Annotated in this window: 17 protein-coding genes and 1 tRNA gene; 5 read left to right on the top strand and 13 right to left on the bottom strand. The window is 71.7% G+C overall.

The annotated features are described in order from the left end of the window. Positions 1-46 precede the first annotated feature (46 nt). Positions 47-1,411 carry an APC family permease gene (locus P5P86_RS17105; protein ID WP_280608652.1) on the top strand — a complete coding sequence of 455 codons (1,365 nt, stop codon included), beginning with the start codon at positions 47-49 and terminating at the stop codon, positions 1,409-1,411. Positions 1,412-1,476: 65 nt separating this feature from the next. Here P5P86_RS17105 and P5P86_RS17110 read toward each other — a convergent pair whose 3' ends face one another. Together P5P86_RS17110 and P5P86_RS17115 are read right to left on the bottom strand one after the other, a co-directional pair. Next, positions 1,477-4,365 carry an aminotransferase gene (locus P5P86_RS17110; RefSeq protein ID WP_280608653.1) on the bottom strand — a complete coding sequence of 963 codons (2,889 nt, stop codon included), beginning with the start codon at positions 4,363-4,365 and terminating at the stop codon, positions 1,477-1,479. Positions 4,366-4,547: 182 nt separating this feature from the next. After that, positions 4,548-4,621, bottom strand: a tRNA-Leu gene (locus tag P5P86_RS17115). A 208-nt stretch (positions 4,622-4,829) separates the two neighbouring features. Between P5P86_RS17115 and P5P86_RS17120 the strand changes: the two genes are divergently transcribed. Beyond that, positions 4,830-5,432 (top strand): Maf family protein, encoded by a 603-nt coding sequence (locus tag P5P86_RS17120; RefSeq protein ID WP_280611281.1) that lies wholly within the window; start codon positions 4,830-4,832, stop codon positions 5,430-5,432. Here P5P86_RS17120 and P5P86_RS17125 read toward each other — a convergent pair. Beyond that, positions 5,374-5,940, bottom strand: a complete 567-nt coding sequence (locus tag P5P86_RS17125; RefSeq protein WP_280608654.1) for a GtrA family protein — start codon at positions 5,938-5,940, stop codon at positions 5,374-5,376. The genes P5P86_RS17120 and P5P86_RS17125 overlap by 59 nt on opposite strands. A 113-nt stretch (positions 5,941-6,053) precedes the next feature. On the opposite strand from P5P86_RS17125, the gene P5P86_RS17130 reads away from it, so the two are divergent. The 3 genes from P5P86_RS17130 to P5P86_RS17140 all read left to right on the top strand — a co-directional run bounded on the left by P5P86_RS17130 (position 6,054) and on the right by P5P86_RS17140 (position 11,626). Next, positions 6,054-7,844, top strand: coding sequence for an acetyl/propionyl/methylcrotonyl-CoA carboxylase subunit alpha (locus P5P86_RS17130; protein WP_280608655.1), 1,791 nt, complete (start codon positions 6,054-6,056; stop codon positions 7,842-7,844). A 94-nt stretch (positions 7,845-7,938) separates the two neighbouring features. Beyond that, positions 7,939-8,106 carry a hypothetical protein gene (locus tag P5P86_RS17135; protein ID WP_280608656.1) on the top strand — a complete coding sequence of 56 codons (168 nt, stop codon included), beginning with the start codon at positions 7,939-7,941 and terminating at the stop codon, positions 8,104-8,106. A 109-nt stretch (positions 8,107-8,215) separates the two neighbouring features. Beyond that, positions 8,216-11,626: a pyruvate carboxylase gene (locus tag P5P86_RS17140; protein ID WP_280608657.1), complete on the top strand. Its 3,411-nt coding sequence runs from the start codon at positions 8,216-8,218 to the stop codon at positions 11,624-11,626. 32 nt (positions 11,627-11,658) lie between these two features. On the opposite strand, the gene P5P86_RS17145 is transcribed toward P5P86_RS17140, so the two are convergent. The 10 genes from P5P86_RS17145 to glnT form a co-directional block, all read right to left on the bottom strand. Then, positions 11,659-12,906, bottom strand: a complete 1,248-nt coding sequence (locus tag P5P86_RS17145; RefSeq protein ID WP_280608658.1) for a SpoIID/LytB domain-containing protein — start codon at positions 12,904-12,906, stop codon at positions 11,659-11,661. Positions 12,907-13,055: 149 nt separating this feature from the next. Next, the gene (locus P5P86_RS17150; protein ID WP_280608659.1) at positions 13,056-14,465 is read right to left on the bottom strand and encodes an NAD(P)H-quinone dehydrogenase; all 1,410 of its coding nucleotides are present in this window, start codon (positions 14,463-14,465) and stop codon (positions 13,056-13,058) included. Positions 14,466-14,548: 83 nt separating this feature from the next. Further along, positions 14,549-15,190: a helix-turn-helix domain-containing protein gene (locus P5P86_RS17155; protein ID WP_280608660.1), complete on the bottom strand. Its 642-nt coding sequence runs from the start codon at positions 15,188-15,190 to the stop codon at positions 14,549-14,551. Positions 15,191-15,231: 41 nt separating this feature from the next. Next, positions 15,232-16,452, bottom strand: a complete 1,221-nt coding sequence (locus P5P86_RS17160; RefSeq protein ID WP_280608661.1) for an allantoate amidohydrolase — start codon at positions 16,450-16,452, stop codon at positions 15,232-15,234. After that, positions 16,449-16,889 (bottom strand): HutD family protein, encoded by a 441-nt coding sequence (locus tag P5P86_RS17165; protein WP_280608662.1) that lies wholly within the window; start codon positions 16,887-16,889, stop codon positions 16,449-16,451. Before P5P86_RS17165 ends, P5P86_RS17160 begins: the two co-directional genes overlap by 4 nt. Before the next feature lie 5 nt (positions 16,890-16,894). Beyond that, positions 16,895-18,076, bottom strand: a complete 1,182-nt coding sequence (locus tag P5P86_RS17170; RefSeq protein WP_280608663.1) for an NAD(P)/FAD-dependent oxidoreductase — start codon at positions 18,074-18,076, stop codon at positions 16,895-16,897. Further along, positions 18,076-19,452, bottom strand: a complete 1,377-nt coding sequence (locus tag P5P86_RS17175; protein ID WP_280608664.1) for an FMN-binding glutamate synthase family protein — start codon at positions 19,450-19,452, stop codon at positions 18,076-18,078. The genes P5P86_RS17170 and P5P86_RS17175 overlap by 1 nt, the downstream gene beginning before the upstream one ends. 10 nt (positions 19,453-19,462) lie before the next feature. Further along, positions 19,463-20,137, bottom strand: coding sequence for a GltB/FmdC/FwdC-like GXGXG domain-containing protein (locus tag P5P86_RS17180; RefSeq protein WP_280608665.1), 675 nt, complete (start codon positions 20,135-20,137; stop codon positions 19,463-19,465). Then, complete coding sequence (locus P5P86_RS17185; RefSeq protein WP_280608666.1) at positions 20,134-21,057, bottom strand: class II glutamine amidotransferase domain-containing protein; 924 nt, start codon at positions 21,055-21,057, stop codon at positions 20,134-20,136. The genes P5P86_RS17180 and P5P86_RS17185 overlap by 4 nt, the downstream gene beginning before the upstream one ends. Before the next feature lie 44 nt (positions 21,058-21,101). Beyond that, the gene (glnT, locus tag P5P86_RS17190; protein ID WP_280608667.1) at positions 21,102-22,442 is read right to left on the bottom strand and encodes a type III glutamate--ammonia ligase; all 1,341 of its coding nucleotides are present in this window, start codon (positions 22,440-22,442) and stop codon (positions 21,102-21,104) included. Position 22,443: the final 1 nt, after the last annotated feature.

Consider the following 22,443-nt stretch of genomic DNA (forward strand, 5'->3'; position numbering starts at 1 on the left):
CGACTCGGCGGCCCGGGCACCATCCACCAACAGAATGGGGAACCCCATGACGGCAACAGACGCGGCCGGCGCCACCGGCCTGCGCAGAGCGCTCGGCCCCGGCGCTCTGATCCTCTTCGGCCTGACCTACCTCGCACCGGTGACGGTCTTCACGACGTACGGGATCGTCACCCAGCAGACCGACAACCACCTGCCCTCGGCCTACCTCGTGGCCCTGGTGGCGATGCTGTTCACCGCGCTGAGCTACGGCCGGATGGCGCGGCTCTACCCGGTCTCGGGATCGGCGTACACCTACTCGCAGCAGTCCTTCGGCGGCCACGTCGGCTTCCTCACCGGGTGGGCGCTCATGCTCGACTACCTGCTGCTGCCGATGATCAACTTCCTGCTGATCGGGATCTACCTGCACGGTCAGTACCCGAGCATCCCGCAGTGGATCTTCGTGCTCGCCTCGCTCGTGCTCTCGCTGGCCTGCAACGTCCTCGGCGTCACCCTCATCAACCGGCTCAGCTGGGTGGTGGTCGGCGTCTCGGTGCTGCTGGTGCTGGTCTTCGCGGTGCTCGCCGTCGTGCACGTGGCACGGCACCCCGACGCGTCGCGGCCCGGCTTCTTCTCCCCGCTGCTGCCCGGCTCGGGCGGGGTCGGCTCGGTCTTCTCGGGCGCGGCGGTGCTGGCGCTGAGCTTCCTGGGCTTCGACGCCGTCTCCACGATGTCGGAGGAGAGCAAGAACCCCAAGCGGGACATCCCACGGGCGATCGTGTGGACCACCGTGCTCGGCGGTGCCCTCTTCCTGGTCGTGAGCTGGATCGGCGCGTTCGTGATCCCGGACTGGCACGGCTTCGCCGACCTCGACAACGCCGGCGTGGACCTGATGGTGAAGGTCGGCGGCTCGTTCTTCTCCACGATCTTCGTGTGGGTGTACGTCGTGGGCGCGTTCGGCTCCGGCATGACGACGCAGGTCAGCGTCTCGCGGATCATCTTCGCGATGGGTCGCGACGGCATCCTCCCGCGGATCTTCGGGCGGCTGCACGAGCGCTACCGCACGCCGTACGTCGCCGCGCTGTTCGTCTCCGCCGTCTCGTTGCTGGCGCTGGTGCTCTCGCTGTCGACAGCCGCCTCCACGATCAGCTTCGGTGCGCTGGCAGCGTTCTCGATGGTCAACCTGGCCGTGACCCGGTCCTTCCTGCGGGGCGGGACCGCCGGCCGCAGTGCGGGTGCCTGGGTGCGCGGCGTGGTGCTGCCCCTGATCGGCTTCGGCCTGACGGTGTGGCTGTGGACCTCGCTGTCGCGGCACACGCTGACACTGGGGCTGATCTGGCTGGCCATCGGCGCCGCCTACCTGGCCGCGTCGACGGGGATGTTCCGGCGGCAGCCGCCGGTCCTGGACTTCAGCGAGTCGGTGGCGGAGGCCTGAGCCTGCTGGCGTGACGACGCCCGGAGGTGACACGGTGTCCGCGCGGCACCGTGTCACCCCGCGCGTCAGCCGCCCAGCTCGGTCAGCACCTCGTCCAGCGCATCGCAGACGAAGTCGACGCTGCGCTGGGTGATGACCAGCGGCGGCTTGATCTTCAGCACGTTCTTGAAGTCACCGGTCGGCTGCACGATGCACCCGCGCCACAGCAGCTCCTCGCAGACCCGGTCCGCCAGGGCGCCGTCGGGCGTGAACGCCGCTCGGTCCGAGACCAGCTCGACGCCCAGGTAGAGCCCCATGCCGTGCACCGCGCCCATCGAGGGGTGCCGCTCCGCGAGGGCCAGCAGCCGCTCGCGGAAGTGGCCGCCGACCACCCGGGCGTTGTCCTGCAGCCCCTCGTCGCGGACCACGTCGAGCACCGTCAGCCCGATCCGTGCGCTGACCGGGCTGCCGCCCGCGGAGGAGAAGAAGCTGCCCTCGGCCGCGAACGCCTCGGCGATCGCCCGCGTCGTCAGCACGGCGCCGAGCGGCTGGCCGTTGCCCATCGCCTTGGCGATCGTGATGATGTCCGGCACCGCACCCTGCTGCTCGAAGCCCCAGAAGTGGTCGCCGAGCCGGCCGTAGCCGACCTGCACCTCGTCGGAGATGCACAGGCCGCCCAGCGCGCGCACCCGGTCGTAGACGCCCGCGACGTACCCCTGGGGCAGGAGCACGCCACCGCCGTTGCCGAAGATCGGCTCCAGGATCACGCCGGCCAGCTCCTGGCGGCCGGCGGCGCCGAGGGCGTCGAGCTGGGCGTCCAGATCCGCCAGGTAGGCAGCCGCGGAGTCCGGACCGCGGTGCGTGCCGCGGACGGGGTTGGGAGCATCCATCAGCTCGACCCAGGCGGGCCGGCTCTCCAGCGCCCGCGGGTTGTCGCCGAGCGAGGTCGACACGGCGTCGGAGCCGATGGTCCAACCGTGATACGCCTCGCGCGCCGCCAGGATCCGCGGTCGCGCCGTGGCCGTCTGGGCCAGCCGCAGCGCGAGGTCCACCGCCTCGCTGCCGCTGTTGACGAGGAAGACGTGGTCGAGGCCGTCGGGCGCCAGCTCCGCCAGGCGCTCGGAGAGCTCGGCCACGACGGCGTAGTGGAACCGCGCGTTGGTGTTGAGCAGCGCCCACTGGCGCGCCGCGGCCTCGACCAGGCGAGGGTGCGAGTGACCCAGCGTGGCCACGTTGTTGACGGCGTCGACGTACACCTGGGCGGTGGTGTCCACAAGCAGCTCGCGCCAGCCCCGCTCGATCTGCGGCGGCCGGCGGTAGTAGTGCTCCTGCACCTGGGCGTAGGCGGCGTCCCGTCGTGCCAGCACGGAGTCGGCGTCGACCGGCTCGGCCGCTACGTCGACACCGAGGAGGGCCGACGGGTCCGGACTGATCCGGCGCCACAGCCGCTCGCAGCGAGGCGCGACGAACGCCGGAGGCCGGACGCCGAGCAGCGCGCTCAGCTGCACCCGCAGCCTGCCCGTCACGCGGGCCAGCTCGGCACCCTGCGCCGCCGCGCCCTTGGCACTCCCCGCCGGAGCGTGCTCCAGCCGGCCGTGCAGGAACAGGTCGATCCCCTCGCCCCGCAGCACCAGCCCGTCGTCGGTCGGCTCGATGCCCCCGGCGAACGGCGCCCTGAGCACCGTCTCGGGCGGCAGGACGAGGTCGACGGCCAGCGCCAGCGTCGGTGAGCCGTTGCGTGCCGTCAACGGGCGCGCGCGGGTGAGCCGATACTCGGCCCAGCGGGTGACGGCGACACCGCCGCCGTCGGCGCCGTGCTCGAGGAGACGGTCCTCGATGTCCTCCTCCAGCCAGGCTCCGCCGTCGAGGGCGGGGCTGAGCACCGACAGGTCGAGGACGGCCGGCGCCAGACCCGCCGGCAGCATCGGTCCGAAGGGGTGCTGATGCTGCCCGAGCCTGCCGGCGGCCGCACGGACGAGCGCGTCCATCTCGTCGGGATCCCACGAGCTGGCGAGTGCGAAGGAACGCCACTCCGCCGCACGGCGGACGTCGGCGTACTCGTTGTCACCGTCGAGGGCGACCTGCTGCTCGCCGCTGACGACCAGCACGGCGGTGCGCAGCCACACCAGCGGCCACAGCGCCGTCAGCTCGGCGTCGTCCAGCGGGACGTGGGCGGTGAAGGCCTCCACGGCACCGAGCAGCAGCGCCGGATCGGGGTCGCGGGTCAGCGTCGCGGCGCAGGTCGCGGCGAGCTCGGCGACCCGCCAGCTGCGCTGCAGGTCGCCGAAGTCGATCACCCCGACCCTCCCGGCGGCGTCGCGCACCACGTTGTCGTCGGTGATGTCGGCGTGGATGGTCTGCTCGCGCAGCCGGCCGGCCACGGGCGCGAGCCGGCGCAGCGCCTCCTCGCGTGCGGCGGCCAGGCGGGTCCGACGATCCTCGTCGGGCACGTGGTCGAGCAGCGCGGCGACCACGTCGCCGGCCAGCCGCAGGTCCCACTGGTTGCGCCGGTGCAGCCCGGGATGGTCGAAGTCGACCAGCGCGGCCACCACCCGACCGGCCGTGTCGCCCAGCAGCGCCGCCTGCTCGAGCCCGAAGTCCTCCACCTCGATGAGCGGCTCGCCCTCGACGAAGGTCAGCAGCCGGGTCAGCAGACGCTCCCCCTCGACATCGGTCGCACTCAGCTCGGCACCGTCGCCGTCGGCCACCGGCAGGGGTACGCCGAGGCCGGCCGCGGCCAGCTGGCGCAGAGCCAGGTGCTGCGCCTCCAGCTCAGCCGTGCCGGTCGCGGCGTTCGCCAGCTTGAGGACGAACCGACCCCGCTCGGTGGTGACCAGGAAGTTGCGGTCCTGCTGACTGCCGAGCTCGACCAGCGGGGCGGTCACCGCGCCGTAGCGCGCCGCCACCTCTGCGGCCCGCTCGGGGCTCACCCGCGGGCGGGACAGACCACCGAGCTCGAACGGTTCAGCTGCCACCGGACACCCCTCCTCTTAAATGAATGCCATTCACTTCCAGAGTCTTCCACAACCGAGGTGCTCGACGACAGTGTTCTCCAGCGGTCTCCGGGCGGTCTCCGGGCGGGCTCCGGGCGTTCTCCAGGCGTTCTCCATGCCTTCTGCCCGGCCCGGCCACCAGCCGACGCGGGACCGGCCTCGCGTGCGCCCGGTGAGACTCGAACTCACACTGGTGCGGACCTAAACCGCATGCCTCTGCCAATTGGGCTACGGGCGCTCAGCGGCATCCTAGGGTCCGCGCCAGCGGGCGGCGAACATCGGGTGAACAGCTCCCACCCCGCTCTGCGAGCCGCCTGAGGCCGCCTAGCCAGCCCGCCATGTCGAGCGCTCGTCGGCAGGCCGGCCGGGCCGTGGCCGTGCCGATCGTGGCGGCGCCCCGCACGCTCGCACCGCGGGTGGACGCGCCGGCTGACACACTGACCGCCATGACCACCCTCGTGCTGGCCTCGCAGTCCCCCGCCCGCCTGCAGACCCTGCGCAACGCCGGGATCGAGCCCGTGGTGATCGTCAGCGGCGTCGACGAGAGCCGGCTCGACGGCCTCGCGCCCCGCGAGCTCGCCCTCGGATTGGCCGAGCTCAAGTGTCGCGCGGTCGCGGAGCGGGCCGAGGTGCCGCACGGCGCGCTGGTGCTGGGCTGCGACAGCGTGCTCGAGCTCGACGGTCGCCCGCTGGGCAAGCCGCACACCGCCGCCGTCGCCACGGCGCGCTGGCACGAGCTGCGCGGCCGCAGCGGCGTACTGGTGACCGGGCACGCCCTGCTCGACACCGCCACCGGTCGCCTGGTCAGCCGCACCGCTGAGACGACGGTGCACTTCGCGGAGGTCACCGACGCCGAGATCGAGGCGTACGTCGCCACGGGCGAGCCGCTGCACGTCGCGGGAGCATTCACGATCGACGGGCTCGGTGGCGCGTTCGTGACAGGCATCGAGGGTGACCACCACAACGTGGTCGGCGTCAGCCTGCCGCTGGTCAGGAACCTGGTCGCCGCTCTGGGGCACCAGTGGACGGCGCTGTGGGCTCCTCGGTGAGCACGCCGACCCCGCTGCCCTCCGCCGCACCGGGCAGGACGCTCGGGTCGTCGTAGACCTCGATGTAGTGGATCGGCCGGTGGAAGACGAACCGCCGGAAGAGGTAGAACCGCGCCACCTGGGAGATCAGCAGACCCACCACGTTGCCGGAGATGTTGTCGGCCAGGCCGCTCTGCAGGTCGAGCACGTGCCGGCTGAACCACAGACAGCCGACCGGGATCGTGATCATCGTGATGATGTTGATGACGGCGTAGGACAGGAAGCCCTCGCCGGGCTTGCGATCGGCGCGCTCCTTGAACGTCCAACGCCGGGAGAGCTCGTAGGAGACCAGCATCCCGACGGCGTGGGAGACGATGTAGGCGGTCGTGATGTGGCGGTGCAACGGGGACCACAGGCGGTAGGGCTCGTAGGCCAGCCAGTTGTAGAGCAGCACGGCGACGGCGGTCGAGACGGCGCCTACCGCCATGAACCGCCCAGCCTCGCCGACGATGCGGCTCACCCTTGACACGACGCCAACCCTACGGGTCCGAGTCGCGTAACCTCCGTCACACCCCGCGCAGTCATCCGGCCGGTACAGTCGCCCCGTTCGCCCATGACTGGGCGCGATGAGCCGAACGAGGAGTGACGTTGAGCAAGCCGCTGGCCAAGGTGCTGATCGCCAACCGCGGAGAGATCGCCGTCCGGGTGATCCGCGCGTGCAAGGACGCGGGCATCGGGTCCGTCGCCGTCTACGCCGAGCCCGACCGCGACGCGCTGCACGTGCGCCTGGCCGACGAGGCCTACTCCCTCGGCGGCTCGACGCCGGCCGAGTCCTACCTCTCGATCGAGAAGATCGTCGCGGCGGCGAAGCAGTCGGGTGCCGACTCGGTCCACCCCGGCTACGGCTTCCTGGCCGAGAACGCCGACTTCGCCCAGGCCGTCATCGACGCCGGGCTGATCTGGATCGGCCCGCCGCCGGCGGCGATCGAGGCGCTGGGCGACAAGGCCAAGGCCAAGCACATCGCCGAGCGGGCCAACGCGCCGCTGGCGCCGGGCACCAAGGACCCGGTCAAGGACGCCGACGAGGTCGTGGAGTTCGCCAAGGCCAACGGCCTGCCGGTCGCGATCAAGGCCGTCTTCGGCGGCGGCGGTCGTGGCCTGAAGGTCGCCCGCACGCTCGAGGAGATCCCTGACGCCTACGAGTCGGCGGTGCGCGAGGCGGTCACCGCCTTCGGCCGCGGCGAGTGCCTGGTCGAGAAGTTCCTCGACAAGCCCCGGCACGTCGAGACCCAGTGCCTGGCCGACCAGCACGGCAACGTCGTGGTGGTCTCCACCCGCGACTGCTCGCTGCAGCGCCGCAACCAGAAGCTGGTCGAGGAGGCACCGGCGCCGTTCCTCACCGAGGCCCAGGTGAGCGAGCTCTACGAGTCCTCCAAGCGGATCCTGAAGGAGGCCGGCTACTACGGCGCCGGCACGTGCGAGTTCCTGGTCGCGCAGGACGGCTCGATCTCCTTCCTGGAGGTCAACACCCGCCTGCAGGTCGAGCACTGCGTCTCCGAGGAGGTCAGCGGCATCGACCTGGTCCGCGAGATGTTCCGCGTCGCGGCCGGCGAGGAGCTCGGCTACGGCGACCCCGAGATCATCGGCCACTCCATCGAGTACCGGATCAATGCCGAGGACGGCGGCCGCAACTTCATGCCCGCCCCCGGCACCCTGACCGCGTGGAACCCGCCCCAGGGCCCCGGCGTACGGGTCGACGGCGGCTACGAGAACGGGGAGACCATCCCCGGCTCGTTCGACTCGCTGATCGCCAAGCTGATCGTCACCGGCCGCGACCGCACCCAGGCCCTGGAGCGTTCGCGACGCGCGCTGGACGAGTTCGTCGTCGACGGCATGCCGACGGTGCTCCCCTTCCACCGGGCGGTCGTGAACGACCCGGCCTACGTCGGCCCCTCGACCCCGAGCGGCGAGGGCTCCTTCGACGTCTACACCCAGTGGATCGAGACCGACTTCGACAACCAGATCGAGCCGTACTCCGGCGCCGCCGGCGAGGCGGCCGAGGACGGCGAGCGGCAGACCGTCGTCGTCGAGGTCGGCGGCAAGCGGCTCTCGGTGGTCATCCCGGCCGGGCTGGGAGGCCTCTCCGCCGGCGCCGCCGCGACCGGTGCGAAGAAGCCCAAGCGCGCCAGCGGCAAGAAGGCCGGCGCCGCCGTCTCCGGGGACGCCGTCACCTCGCCGATGCAGGGCACCGTGGTCAAGGTCGTCGTCGAGGAGGGCCAGACGGTCGCCGAGGGCGAGACCATCGTGGTCATCGAGGCGATGAAGATGGAGCAGCCGCTCAAGGCCCACAAGGCCGGCACCGTGACCGGGCTCGCCGCCGCGGTCGGCGAGACCGTCGGCAACGGCGCCGTCATCTGCGAGCTCAAGGACTGACCTTCCCGATCCCGCGGGGGTGTGACTCACGACGAGGCTGATCGGTCCGGGACCCGATCAGGTGACGGTCGGGCAGAAGGCGCATGATGGAGACGTGCTCCTTCTGGCTGCGACCGACAACACCCAGAGCCACGATGTGGCCGGCGTGGTGGCGGTCATCGGTGTGTTCGTGGTGATGCTGGCCCTCTTCTCCGGTCTGATCTGGCTGGCCTTCCGAGCCGCCAGGCGCGGGCGGGCCACCTGGGCGGACGACGACAGGTGAGGGTGGGCGAACCCGCGACGGGGTGACTCATCGGTAACTTCCGGCACGGGCGTCGCAGCCTGTGAGACGCCCCTGTCACGGTCGACCCGCGACCAATACGTTGGCCCGCATGTTCCGGAAAATCCTGGTGGCCAACCGTGGTGAGATCGCGATCCGAGCTTTCCGCGCGGCCTATGAGCTCGGCGCCAAGACCGTCGCCGTCTACCCGTACGAGGACCGTGGGTCCGAGCACCGTCTCAAGGCCGACGAGGCCTACGAGATCGGCGAGCTCGGCCACCCCGTCCGCACCTACCTCGATCCCGAGGCCATCGTGGCCGCGGCCGTGCAGGCCGGCGCCGACGCGGTCTACCCCGGCTACGGCTTCCTCTCGGAGAATCCCGCGCTGGCCGAGGCGTGCGCCCGAGCCGGCATCACGTTCATCGGCCCCAGCGTCGAGGTCCTGGAGCTGACCGGGAACAAGGCCCGCGCGATCGCGGCCGCCCGCGAGGCCGGCGTACCGACGCTGCAGAGCGTCGCCCCCTCGACGGATGCCGACGAGCTCATCGCCGCGGCCTCCGCGCTGCCCTATCCGCTGTTCGTCAAGGCCGTCGCCGGTGGCGGTGGCCGGGGCATGCGGCGCGTCGACGAGGCCGGCGAGAACGACAGCAAGCTGCGCGAGGCGGTCGAGACCTGCATGCGGGAGGCGGAGGCCGCGTTCGGCGACCCCACCGTCTTCATCGAGCAGGCGGTCGTGGAGCCGCGGCACATCGAGGTGCAGATCCTGGCCGACGCGACCGGCGAGGTGATCCACCTCTTCGAGCGCGACTGCTCGGTGCAGCGCCGCCACCAGAAGGTCGTGGAGATCGCGCCGGCCCCCAACCTCGACCCCGAGCTGCGGGCCCGGATCTGCGCCGACGCGGTCCGGTTCGCCAAGGCGATCGGCTACTCGTGCGCCGGCACGGTGGAGTTCCTGCTCGATCCGGCCGGCAACTACGTCTTCATCGAGATGAACCCCCGCATCCAGGTCGAGCACACCGTGACCGAGGAGGTCACCGACGTCGACCTCGTGCAGTCCCAGATGCGGATCGCCTCCGGTGAGACGCTGGCCGACCTCGGCCTCGCCCAGGAGACGGTGCAGCTGCGCGGTGCGGCGCTGCAGTGCCGGATCACCACCGAGGACCCGGCCAACGGCTTCCGGCCCGACACCGGGGTGATCACCACCTACCGCTCCCCCGGCGGCGCCGGTGTGCGCGTCGACGGCGGCACCACCTTCACCGGCGCCGAGATCAGCCCGCACTTCGACTCGATGCTGGCCAAGCTCACCTGTCGCGGCCGGACGTTCGAGGACGCCGTCAAGCGCGCCCGCCGCGCCGTCGCTGAGTTCCGCATCCGTGGGGTGGCCACCAACATCCCGTTCCTGCAGGCGCTGCTGGACGACCCGGACTTCGACGCGGGCCGGATCACCACCTCGTTCATCGAGACCCACCCGCAGCTGCTGACCGCGCGGGCCTCGGGTGACCGCGGCACCAAGCTGCTGACCTACCTGGCCGACGTCACCGTCAACAAGCCGTACGGCGAGGCGCCCGTCTCGGTCAGCCCCGTCACGAAGCTGGCACCGCTCGACGCCACCGCCCCGGTGCCGGCCGGCACCCGGCAGCAGCTGCTCGAGCTCGGGCCCGAGGGCTTCGCCGCCGCGCTGCGCGCCCAGACCGCCGTGGCGGTCACCGACACCACCTTCCGTGACGCGCACCAGTCGCTGCTGGCCACCCGGGTCCGCACCCGCGACCTGCTCGACGTGGCCGGCCACGTCGCCCGCACGACGCCGCAGCTGTGGTCGCTGGAGGCGTGGGGTGGCGCGACGTACGACGTGGCCCTGCGTTTCCTCTCCGAGGACCCGTGGGAGCGGCTGGCGGCACTGCGCGAGGCGGTGCCCAACATCGGCCTGCAGATGCTGCTGCGCGGCCGCAACACGGTCGGCTACACGCCCTACCCGGTCTCGGTGACCAACGCCTTCGTGGCCGAGGCCGCCGCGACCGGCATCGACGTCTTCCGGATCTTCGACGCGCTCAACGACGTGGAGCAGATGCGGCCCGCGATCGAGGCCGTCCGCGCGACCGGGACCACCGTGGCCGAGGTGGCGCTGTGCTACACCGGCGACCTGTCCAACCCGGCCGAGAAGCTCTACACCCTCGACTACTACCTGCGGCTGGCCGAGCAGATCGTCGAGGCCGGGGCGCACGTGCTGGCGATCAAGGACATGGCCGGTCTGCTGCGCGCACCCGCGGCCCGGACGCTGGTGACGGCGCTGCGGGAGAGCTTCGACCTGCCGGTGCACCTGCACACCCACGACACCCCCGGCGGCCAGCTGGCCACGCTCACCGCCGCGATCGAGGCCGGGGTCGACGCCGTCGACGCCGCCTGCGCAGCGATGGCCGGCACCACCTCCCAGCCGCCGCTGTCCTCGCTGGTCGCCGCGACCGACTTCACCGAGCGCGCCACCGGCCTCGACCTGGCGGCCGTCAACGCGATCGAGCCCTACTGGGAGGCCGTGCGGCGCGTCTACGCGCCCTTCGAGTCCGGGCTGCCGGCCCCGACCGGCCGCGTCTACCGGCACGAGATCCCCGGCGGTCAGCTCTCCAACCTGCGCCAGCAGGCCATCGCCCTGGGCCTCGGCGAGCGGTTCGAGGACATCGAGGACATGTACGCCGCCGCCAACGACATCCTCGGCCGCGTCCCGAAGGTCACCCCCTCCTCCAAGGTGATCGGCGACCTGGCGCTGGCCCTGGTCGCCGCCGGCGCGGATCCGGTGAAGTTCGCCGAGGACCCGGCCTCCTACGACGTGCCGGCCTCCGTGATCGGATTCCTGCACGGCGAACTCGGTGACCCGCCGGGCGGCTGGCCCGAGCCGTTCCGCTCGCGCGCGATCGAGGGCCGGCCGTGGACGCCGCCGGCCGAGGAGCTCGCCGCGGACGACGAGGCAGCGCTGGCCGGCGACGCGGGGACCACCGACGCGACCCGCCGTGCCACCCTCAACCGGCTGCTGTTCCCCGGCCCGACGCGCGACTTCGCCGAGGCCCGCTCCACCTGGGGCGACGTGTCGGTGCTGACCACGCTGGACTACCTCTACGGGCTGCGCGCCGGCGAGGAGCACGTCGTCGAGCTCGAACCCGGCGTGCAGCTGTTCGTCGGCCTGCAGGCCGTCTCCGAGCCCGACGAGCGCGGCTACCGCACCGTGCTGGCCACCCTCAACGGCCAGCTGCGCCCGGTGTCGGTGCGCGACCGTTCGGTCTCCGCCGAGGCCGCCGCGGCGGAGAAGGCAGACATCGCAGTGCCCGGCCAGGTCGCGGCCCCGTTCCAGGGCGTGGTGACCGTCGGCGTCGAAGTCGGCGACACCGTCGCCGCAGGCGACACGGTGGCCACCATCGAGGCGATGAAGATGGAGGCCGCCATCACCGCACCCGTCGGCGGCACCGTCCGCCGGGTCGCGCTGAGCGGCACGCAGTCGGTCGAGGGCGGCGACCTCGTGCTGGTGATCGGCTGAGCCCGGGCTCGTGGAGTGTCACGGTGACCGTGTCAGCGTGACACTCCACGGCGGTGGGCGCTGGGGCTGGGCGACGTGGTCCCGCTCGGCAGGGTGATGCTGAACCACGTCGAGCGCAGCCCGGCGAAGCTGCGGAACGCATCCCCGCTGACGGTGACGCTGCCACCGGTCCCGCTGAGCGTCACCGTGGCGACGTAGCCGGCGCCGGGTGCGTTGGCGCTCGACGGGGTCACCTTCACGCCCGTGAGCTGGCCGATCGCCGGCCAACGCTGCTCGATGGCGGCCGGCGTCACGCTGGTGCTCCAACCCCTGTACGGCGAGACCGCTGCGTCGTACCGATCCGTCTGCGAGACCAGGTACGGCTGGCCGCCGGCCAGGCTGGCGCCGCCGTTGCTGGCGGAGAACTGGGTGAAGGCTGGCTGGCCGGCGTAGGTCAGGATCTGGCCGGCGGTGGCGGTGACGGCCGCGTTGGAGGCGGCCTGCTCGCCGCTGTAGCCGCCGTAGACCTGGCAGGCGGAGGTGTCGCAGATCTGGTAGTAGCCGTGCTGGCCGGCGCGCTCGAAGGCGGCGTAGGTGCGGGCGGCCACCGCCTGCGCCTCGACGGCGGCGGTGTGCCACAGCGCCGGCATCTCGCGCGGCACCACGCCCTGCAGGTAGCGATCCAGCGGCAGGATGTTGACCGTGTCGCGGTCCAGGCCGCCGGGGTGCGGGCTGGCAGCGCGCAGGGTGCCGCGGTAGGCGACCGTGCGGTGACCCGGCAGCACCAGCGTGACCGGTGCGCCCGCGGCGGCGAACTGCAGATCACCGCTGACGGTGGCGAGCTTGTGCCACGCCTTGAGCTTGTACTGCACCTTGCTGCGCCCGCCCGCGAGCGGCACGATCCGCCACCGGGTGGCGTGCGGCTGGCGCTTCGTGAGCCTCCAGGTGCGGGCGTGGCCGACCCAGCGGGCGGTGAGCCCGTCCCGCGCCAGCACGACCACCGAGCGGGTGGTGTCCGCCGTGATCAGCACGCGGACATTCCCGGTGGCGCTCCCCCATGCCGTGCCCGGGTAGTAGAAGCCGACGATCCTGCGGTAGTCCAGGCCCTGGCGGGCGGCGCCCTCGGCCCCCCACTGCGACATCCCGTGGCCGTGACCGTAGCCGTTGCCGCGCACTGTCAGCGGCCCCGTGACCACCGCGCCGGGCTTGGCCTGGGCGGCGGGTGCGGCGAGCGGCAGCACCGCGGCGAGGAGGCCGAGGACCAGACCGGCGATCGGGGCGAGCGGGCGACGTACGGACATGGATGTCTCCTCCGTCGTTCGGGGGTACGGCGACGGTAACCCATCGGCAGCCGCACGATCCGGACGAGTGAAGACCCGAGCGCCGAGACGTCACTTCTCGCGGGTCGAGACGTCACATCCGGGAGGTCGAGTGGCCGGAGGCGGCCGGCTCAGTCGACGCGGTGCAGGCGCCGGGCGGCTTCGGCCGTGGAGCCGCTCAACGACGGGTAGACCGTGAACGCGTTGGCGAGCTGGTCGACTGTCAGGTTCGCCTTGACCGCCAGGCTGATCGGATGGATCAGCTCGCTGGCCCGCGGGCCCACGACGACCCCGCCGACAACGACACCGCTGCCGCGTCGCGCGATGAGCTTGACGAAACCGTCGGTGATGCCCTGCATCTTGGCGCGCGGGTTGCCGTTGAGGTCGAGCTTGACCACGTCGGCCTCGATCGCGCCGCTGGTCACCGCGGCCTCCGACCAGCCGACGGTGGCGATCTCGGGGCTGGTGAAGACGTTGGAGCTGATCTCCTTGAGGTCGACCGGCTGGACCGCGTCACCGAGGAAGTGCCGCATCGCGACCCGGCCCGCCATCGCCGCCACGCTGGCGAGCATGAAGCCGCCCGTGCAGTCGCCGGCGGCGTACACGCCGGGGGCGGTGGTGCGGCTGACCTTGTCGATCCTGATGAAGCCGCCGTCGTCGACCTGGACGCCGGCCGCCTCGAGGCCGAGGTCCTCGGTGTTCGGGATCGAGCCCAGGGCGAGGATGCAGTGGCTGCCGGTGACCGTGCGGCCGTCCATCAGGGTGACGGTGACAGCGTCACCCTCACGGGCGACCGAGGCCATCCGCGAGTTGCCGAGGATGTTCATCCCGCGTCGCTCGAGCACGTCCTGGAGAACCTCGGCGGCGTCGGCGTCCTCCCCGGGCAGCACCCGGTCGCGGCTGCTCACCAGGGTGACCTGCGAGCCGAGGGCGAGATAGGCGCTGGCGAACTCCGCGCCGGTGACCCCCGAGCCGACCACGATCATGTGCTCGGGCCGCTCGTCCAGGTCGTAGACCTGCTCCCAGGTGAGGATCCGCTCACCGTCGGGCTGCGCCGAGGCGAGCACGCGTGGCCGGGCTCCGGTCGCGATCAGAACGCTGTCCGCGTGCAGGACCTCCTCGGAACCGTCGGGTGCGGTGGCGATCACCTCGCCGCCGGCGGCGCCGGCGCCCGGGCCGAGCCGTCCGGTGCCCTTGACGATGCGGATGTCGCGCCGGGACAGGCGGCCCTCGATGTCGGCGGACTGCGCGGCGGCCAGCGACTTCACCCGTGCGTTCACCTTGGCCAGGTCGACGCCCAGCTGCGTCGCGGCGTCACCGTCGTGGTCCTCGAAGCTGATGCCCAGCTCGGCGGCCTGGGCCATGTCGGTCATCACCTCGGCGGTGGCGATCAGGGTCTTGCTCGGCACGCAGTCGGTGAGGACGGCGCTGCCGCCGATGCCGTCCCGGTCGACGACGGTAACCTCGGCTCCGAGCTGCTGGGCCACCAGCGCCGCCTCGTACCCGCCGGGTCCCCCACCGATGATCACGACCTTTGGCATGGCGTCATCCTCTCATCAGGCGCGGGCGGGCTAGAAAACGGCCGAGAGGTCAGGTCGTTGCCGTCGAGACGGCCGGCGAGGGCTCAGACCGCGCCATCGGGGAAGGCGATGACGGACAGGAACCGGATCGGGACGTCGATGAGCTCCACCGGGCCGTGCGCACCCTCGCCGTCGAGCGTCAACGAGTCCCCTGCCGTGAGGCGGTAGACCTTGCGGCCGTGGCCGTAGTCGATGGTGCCCTCGAGCATGTAGATGAACTCGGTGCCCGGATGCTGGAAGAGCGGATAGGTCTCGCTGGTGCCGGTCAGGGTGACCAGCAGGCACTCGAGCCGCTTGTGCTCGCCGCGGAGTGCCCCCAGGAGCTGGTACTCGTGCCCGGCCTGGGTGCCGTTGCGCACGATCGGCGTACCGCGCCCGGCCCTGACGTAGGACGCCGGCCGCTCGGTGTCGGCGCCTCGAAACAGCGACGTGACGGGCACGTCGAGCCCCTTGGCGAGCAGCGCGAGGGTGCCCAGGCTGCACGAGGTCTGGGCGTTCTCCACCTTGGAGAGCATCGCCTTGGAGATGCCGATCTCGCCGGCCATGTCGGCCACCGAGAGACCACGCTGGAGGCGCAGCTCGCGCACGTTGCGGGCGATGGCCGCCTCGAGCTCCAGCTCCTCGATCGGCTCCTCGGCGCCGCGGCGACGCGCCGTCCCGGTATTGCGCAGCAGCTCATCCGCCATGGGGTGAACCTTACGGGACGGCGTTTCCCCGCAGTGGTCGCTCAGCGAGCGATCAGCACCTCCAACGCTGCCGCGAGCGCGGCGGCCCCGGCCTCGGCATCGTCGTCCTCGACATGCTCCCCGGGGGCATGGGAGACCCCCGTCGGGTTGCGGACGAACAGCATGGCGGTCTCGACGTGCCCGGTGAGCACGCCCGCGTCATGACCCGCCCCCGTGCCGAGCAACGGTGCATGACCCAGCGCGGCGGCGAGGTCGTCGCGCAAGCGGGAGTCGAAGTCGACGGTGGAACTGAAGGACTCCTCCGTCAGGGTGACGTCGCAGCCCTCCTCCTGCGCGACGACGGCAGCGGCCTGCCCGATCTGCTCCACCAGCGCACGCGTCACCACGTCCTCCGGATGTCGTACGTCGACCCACACGTCGACCTGCGACGCGATCACGTTGGTGCCACCGGGGATCGGCTGCAGGCGTCCGACCGTCGCCCGAGCACCGGGTGTCGCGCGCGCGAGCCGCTGCACCGCCACCACGGCCTGAGCCGCAGCCACCATCGGATCACGGCGCTCGGGCATCAGCGTGGTGCCCGCGTGGTTGCCCTCTCCGGTGAAGGAGAGCCGCCAGCGTCCGTGTCCGAGGATCGAGGAGGCGACCGCCACCGGTCGGTCGAGATCGACCAGCCCACGCCCCTGTTCGACGTGGAGCTCGACGAAGGCGCCGAGGCGGCCGAGCCTGTCGGCGTCGCGGCCCACGCGGGCCGGATCGAGGCCACCTGCCGCCATGGTCTCGGCGAAGGTCCGCCCGTCGGCGTCGGTGAGGGCCAAGGCGCGCTCGGGCCGGATCGCGCCGGTGAGCAGGCGCGAGCCGAGGCACGCCACACCGAAGCGCGAGCCCTCCTCCTCGGGGAAGACGGCGATCGCGCGCGGCCTGCCGGTGACGTCGCTCGCGGCCAGACGGTCGAAGGCGACGAGGGCGGAGGCGACGCCGAGCGGCCCGTCGTACGCGCCGCCGCCCGGCACGGAATCGAGGTGACTCCCGGTGACGACGGCGTCCGCGCCGGGGGTGCCGGCCCACGCCCAGATGATGCCGTTGGGGTCCGTCTCGACGTCCAGGCCGCGCTTGCCCGCATGAGCGAGGAACCACGCGCGCAGGTCGAGCTCGGCCGCCGAGTAGACCGGGCGCGTGTATCCGCCGCGGACCGCATCCCGCCCGAGGTCGGCGATCTCGGCCAGCAGGCCGGCAACCGTGTCGTTCGTCGAAGTGTCGTTCATCGAAGTCCTTCCAGGTGGATGTCGGCGACGATCGGCCCGAGCAGGACATGGAGGTCCGGAGTGTCGGGAGCAGCCGATCGGGCCGGCCGGAGCACGACGCGCGGACTCCTGCCGAGGTCGCGGTGCGTCATCACGTTGAGCGCCCGTGTCGGCATGGCGAGCACCACCTCGACGGCAGCCTCACCGGCGAAGCGGTGCTGCTCGCCGGGCAGCAGATCGACGGCCGTCCCGTCCACGACGAGCCGCACCGCTCCCATCGGGACGAACAGCCGGTCCAGGCCCGGGAAGAGCGAGAACGGCGCGGAGTGGGTCAGGTCGGCCACACTCACCCGCCACCGCACCTCGCCGTCGGGACCGCGATCCATCGCGAGCTCCCGCGTGGTCCCGGCGCCGTTGGGCCACGGCACCGGGACCACCCCGGACGGGTCGAGCGTCACGACGCTCAGCGCATCTCCCCCGCGCCGACGTACGGGTGCAGGCTGCTCAGCGGCTTGCCCTCGGCGAACCGCTCGAGGCGGAAGTCGGCCGCCGGGATGTCGGGGTCGGTGCTGTCGCCCTCCAGGACGAGATCCGCCACCAGGTCTCCGACGGCGGGGCTGATCTTGAAGCCGTGGCCGGCGAATCCGGCGGCGAGGATCAGCCCGTCGAGACCACCGACCGGAGCGATGACGGGGTTCCAGTCGGGTGGTACGTCGTAGACCCCGGCGTAGGTGTGCGTGACCGAGGGATCCGGGAAGCCGGGGAAGCGATGGAGCAGCTTCTCGGCGTACCGCTCGATGCTGGCGTCGGCAGCCATGTTGGAGTAGGCGTCCGGGTCGGCGAACTTCTTCTGGAAGTCGGCGTGGTCGCTGTTTCCGACCAGGAACTGGCCCGCGCCCTCCAGCCGGCAGTACTGCAGGCTGATCAGGTCGGACACCACGGGAAGGTCCGGAAGCGGCTCACCCGCGTCGACGATCAGCAGCTCCGAGCGGTAGGCCTCGACGGGGAAGTCGATGTCGAGGTCGGCGAGCAGCCGCTTGGACCACCACCCACTCGCGACGACGACCAAGTCGGCCTCGACCGTCTCGCCGTCCGCCAGCTCGACACCGGTGACCTTGTCGCCCTCGGTCAGGATGCGCGCGACCGGGGCGTTCTGCCGGATCCGGGCGCCGTGATCGCGAGCGACCCGGCCGAAGTGCAGCGCCAGCTGGGTGGCGTCCGCGAACCCGCCGCGCGGTTCGTAGGAGGCCAGCGCGACGTCGTCGACGTTCATCATCGGCCACAGCTCCTGGAGCCGCTCGGGATCGATGAGGTCGACCTCGATCCCCAGGCTCTGGTGCATCGCCGTGTTGGCCGTGAGCGGCTCGACGTTCTCCCGTCCCACGATGACCGTGTAGCCGACCTGGCGGAAGCCGACCTCCGCCCCGAGCTGCTCGAAGACCGGCAGGCTTCGCCACGACATCGCCGCGATCGACGGTACGCCGTAGTGCATCCGGACGATGCCCGACGACTTGCCGGTACCGCCGCTGGCGAGCTGGTGCCGCTCGAGCACGAGGACGTCGCTGATGCCGCGGGTGGCCAGCGCCCGCGCGATGGACAGCCCGATGAGTCCGCCGCCGATCACGACGGCCCTGCGGCTCGCCATCACAGCCCACCGTTCAGGCCGGGGATCCACGTCGTGCCGGCGAGCGGAACGCGTGCCATCGCGGCCGCCTCGATAGAGATGGCGACCATGTCCTCGGGCTCGAGATGGTTGACGTGCGCCTTGCCGCAGGCTCGCGCGATGGTCTGCGCCTCCATGGTCAGCACGCGCAGGAAGTTCGCGATCCGGCGGCCGCCCTCGACCGGGTCGAGGGCCTTCTGCAGCTCGGGGTCCTGGGTGGTGATGCCGGCCGGGTCCAGGCCGGCCTGGAACTGGTCGTAGAAGCCTGCCGCCGACCCGAGCCGCTCGTACGCGGCGCTGTGCTTCGGGTCGTTGTCGCCCAGGGCGATGAGCGCGGCGGTGCCGATCGCGACCGCATCCGCGCCGAGGGCGAGCGCCTTGGCGACGTCGGCGCCGTTGCGGATGCCGCCCGAGACGATCAGCTGCACGCCGTCGGGACGCTTGTGCACGCCGAGCTCCTGCAGCGCCTGCACGGCCTGCGGTACGGCGGCGAGCGTCGGGATGCCGACGTGCTCGATGAACACCTCCTGGGTCGCGGCGGTGCCGCCCTGCATGCCGTCGACCACCACGACGTCGGCGCCGGCATGCACGGCCAGCTTGACGTCGTAGTAGGTGCGCGAGGCACCGACCTTGACGTAGATCGGCTTCTCCCAGTCGGTGATCTCGCGCAGCTCGTTGATCTTGATGGTGAGGTCGTCCGGTCCGGTCCAGTCCGGGTGGCGCGAGGCGCTGCGCTGGTCGATGCCCTGGGGCAGGTCGCGCATGCCTGCGACGCGCTCGGAGACCTTCTGGCCGAGCAGCATGCCGCCCCCGCCCGGCTTCGCGCCCTGTCCGAGGACGATCTCGATCGCATCGGCCCGGCGCAGGTCGTCGGGGTTCATGCCGTACCGGTTCGGGAGGTACTGGTAGACGAGGTGCTTGGAGTGGCCGCGCTCCTCCGGCGTCATGCCGCCGTCGCCGGTCGTGGTCGACGTACCGACCTCGGAGGCCCCCCGGCCGAGCGCCTCCTTCGCGTGGGCGCCCAGGGCGCCGAAGGACATGCCGGCGATCGTCACCGGAATGTCGAGGTGCAGCGGGAAGCGCGCGTTGCGTCCGCCGAGGACGACGTCGGTCCCGCACCTCTCGCGGTATCCCTCCAGCGGGTAGCGCGACATCGACGCCCCCAGGAACAGCAGGTCGTCGAAGTGCGGCAGCGCGCGCTTGGCGCCCCACCCGCGGATGTCGTAGATGCCGGTCTGCGCGGCGCGCTGGATGGCGGCGATGGTGGGCCGGTCGAACGTGGCCGACTCACGCAGGCCCCAGTCACGGCCCTCGGCGGACGAGCGTCCGCCCTCGTTGGTTGAGCTTGTCGAAACCATGACTCCCCGATCAGTACGTGTTGTCGGCGTGGAAGTGGTACAGCGTCCGGGCCGAGCCGTAGCGCTTGTAGGAGGCCGGGTCATCGTCCTCGTAGCCGGCGGCCTTGAGCAGGCCGGTCAGCTCCTCGAGGTGCTCGGGACCCATCTCCTTCTCGACGCAGTCGGCACCGAGCGAGCTCACCGAGCCGCGGACGTAGAGGCGCGCCTCGTAGATGGAGTCGCCGAGCGCGTCGCCGGCATCACCGCGTACGACGAGCCGCCCGCGCTGCGCCATGAACGCACTCATGTGGCCGACGGAGCCTCCGACCACGATGTCGAGCCCCTTCAGCGAGATCCCGCAACGGGCGGCGGCGTCACCGTCGATGACGAGCAGGCCCCCGCGGCCGGTGGCGCCGGCGGACTGGGACGCGTTGCCGGTCACGTGGACGACGCCGCTCATCATGTTCTCCGCCACGCCCTGCCCGGCATTGCCCTCGATGGTGACCTCGGCCTGCTGGCTCATGGCGGCGGCGTAGTAGCCGCAGTGCCCCTGGATCGTCACCTTCACCGGGGCGTTCAGCCCGACGGCGACGTTGTGTGCTCCGCGCGGGTTCTGCACCAGGATCTCGCCCTCGAGGCCGTCGGCGTGCAGGGCGGCGTTGACCTCGCGCAGCGGGGTGAGGGCCAGGTCGAAGGCGGCGGTCATACGAGGACCTCCTCGCGGTCGGCGGAGCGGGTCCAGGCATAGATGACCTCGGGCTCCGGCTCCCAGATCCGGGCCTGGTCGATGCCGGGCAGGTGCGCGAGAGCGCGGAACTCGCTGGCCATCGCGACCCAGTCATCGGTCTCGGCGATGACGGCCGGCTTGCAGGCGATGGCATCGCGGACGACCGCGAAGGAGTCCCGGTTGGAGACGAGCAGCGTGTAGAACCCGTCGAACGTCGTGGTCAGGTCGGTGAGTGCCGTCTCGACATCGGCCCCCTCGGCGAGCTCGTGGGCCACGAAGCGGGCGCCCACCTCGGTGTCGTTCTCGGAGTCGAACTCCACCCCCGCCGCCCTGAGGTCGCGACGGATGGTGGCGTGGTTGGAGAACGAGCCGTTGTGCACCAGGCACTGGTCGGGACCCACGGCGTAGGGATGAGCACCGCCGGGAGTCACCGCCGACTCCGTCGCCATCCGGGTGTGCCCCACACCCTGCCAGCCCTGGGCGCGCTCCAGCCCCCAGGCCTCGGCGAGGACGCGCGGGCTCCCGACGCCCTTGAGGACCGCGAGATCCTCGCCGAAGCCGCCGACCAGCACGTGCGGGTAGAGCGCCTTGGCGGCCGCGAGCAGTGCCTGGGCGTCGACGTGGCCGTGCGCGAGCACCGAGTTGTCGACCGCTGTGGCGGTGACCTCGGTGCCGAGCGCGCCGCTCAGCGCACGGGCCGCCTCCTCGGCAGGAACGTCAAGGTCGATGAGCGAGATCGAGCTCTGTCCGGCGGGCGACCAGCCGGGATCGCCGTACACAGCGATGCCGGCGGAGTCCGACCCCCGGTCCTCCATCTCGCAGAGCATGCCGGTGAGGAGCTCACCGAGGCGCGGATAGAGCTCAGGGTTGCGCAGGTGCAACCCGACGATGCCACACATGTGGGGTGTCCTTTCGAAGGTCGTTGAGAGGCTCGGGAGCCAGGTCAGAAGGCGGTGAGGTAGCGGTCGTGCTCCCAGGACCCGACGTCGGAGTGCCAGGTGAAGAACTCCTCGCGCTTGAGCCGGCCGAAGTAGGCGGCGACGCTGCCGATGTCCGTGGCGTCCCAGGACCCCAGGGCGGCGTCGAGCGCTCCGGTGATCACCGGATCGGCGTCGAACGCGTCGACCGCGTGGACCAGTGTGAGCGGCAGCGACGCGCCCGGACCGCTGCCGACGGCACCGGGATCGAGGCTGCGCTTGACCCCGTCGAGACCGGCCGCGAGTGCCGCGGCGACGGCGAGGTAGGGGTTCGCCGAGCCGTCACCGCCGCGGAGCTCGAGTCGCTGGTCGTCGGGGACGCGGATGTAGTGGGTGCGGTCGTTGCCACCCCATGTCGGCGTACGGGGTGCCCAGCTCGCGCCGGAGGCGGTGGCGACGGCACCGGTCCGCTTGTAGCTGTTGACGGTCGGTGCGATCACCGCCTGCAGCGCGCAGGCATGCTCCAGGATGCCCGCCAGGAAGGAGTACGCCGTGCCCGATAGGCCCAACCCCTTGGCGTCCTCCGCCTCGTCGGCGGGGAAGACCGGGGCTCCGCCGCTGGTCAGCGAGACGTGCAGGTGCAGGCCCGAGCCGGTCTTGTGGGCGAACGGCTTGGGCATGAACGTCGCGATCATGCCGCGTTCGGCCGCCATCACGTTGAGCAGGTAGCGCAGGGTGATGACCCGGTCACAGGTGGTGAGGGCCTCGGCGTACTTGAAGTTCTGCTCGAACTGTCCCGAGCCGTCCTCGTGGTCGTTGGCGTAGTTGCCCCAGCCGAGCTGGTTCATCGCGCTGCTGATCGCCGTGAGGTGGTCGTACATGCGCGTCACCCCGCGGGCGTCGTAACAGGGTTGGGCGGCGACGTCCTGGTCGTCGGCGGGCACGAGCTCACCCGACGCGTTCCGCTTGAGCAGGAAGTACTCGACCTCTGCGCCCACCCACGGCTCGAAACCTGCGTCCGCCGAGCGCTGCACCATCGCCTTGAGGATGTTGCGCGGAGCGTAGGGCCACGGCCTGCCCTCGACGTACGGATCGCAGTGCACGATCGCGAGCCCCTCCTTCACGAACGGAATCGGGGCGAAGGAGGCGGGATCGGGGATCACCATCAGGTCCGGGTCCTTGGGCTCCTGCCCCATCGCGCCGACGGCGTAGCCGGCGAAGCCGACTCCGTCGGCGGCCAGCTCGTCCACCGCCTCCACCGGCACCAGCTTCGCGCACGGTTTGCCATGGAGATCGACGAACAGGGCGAGGATGAACCTCGTCCCGGTCTGCTCCGCCAAAGCGGCGAGCTCACTGCGCTGCGTCATC

It is taken from the genome of Nocardioides sp. BP30, assembly GCF_029873215.1.
Lineage (GTDB): Bacteria > Actinomycetota > Actinomycetes > Propionibacteriales > Nocardioidaceae > Nocardioides.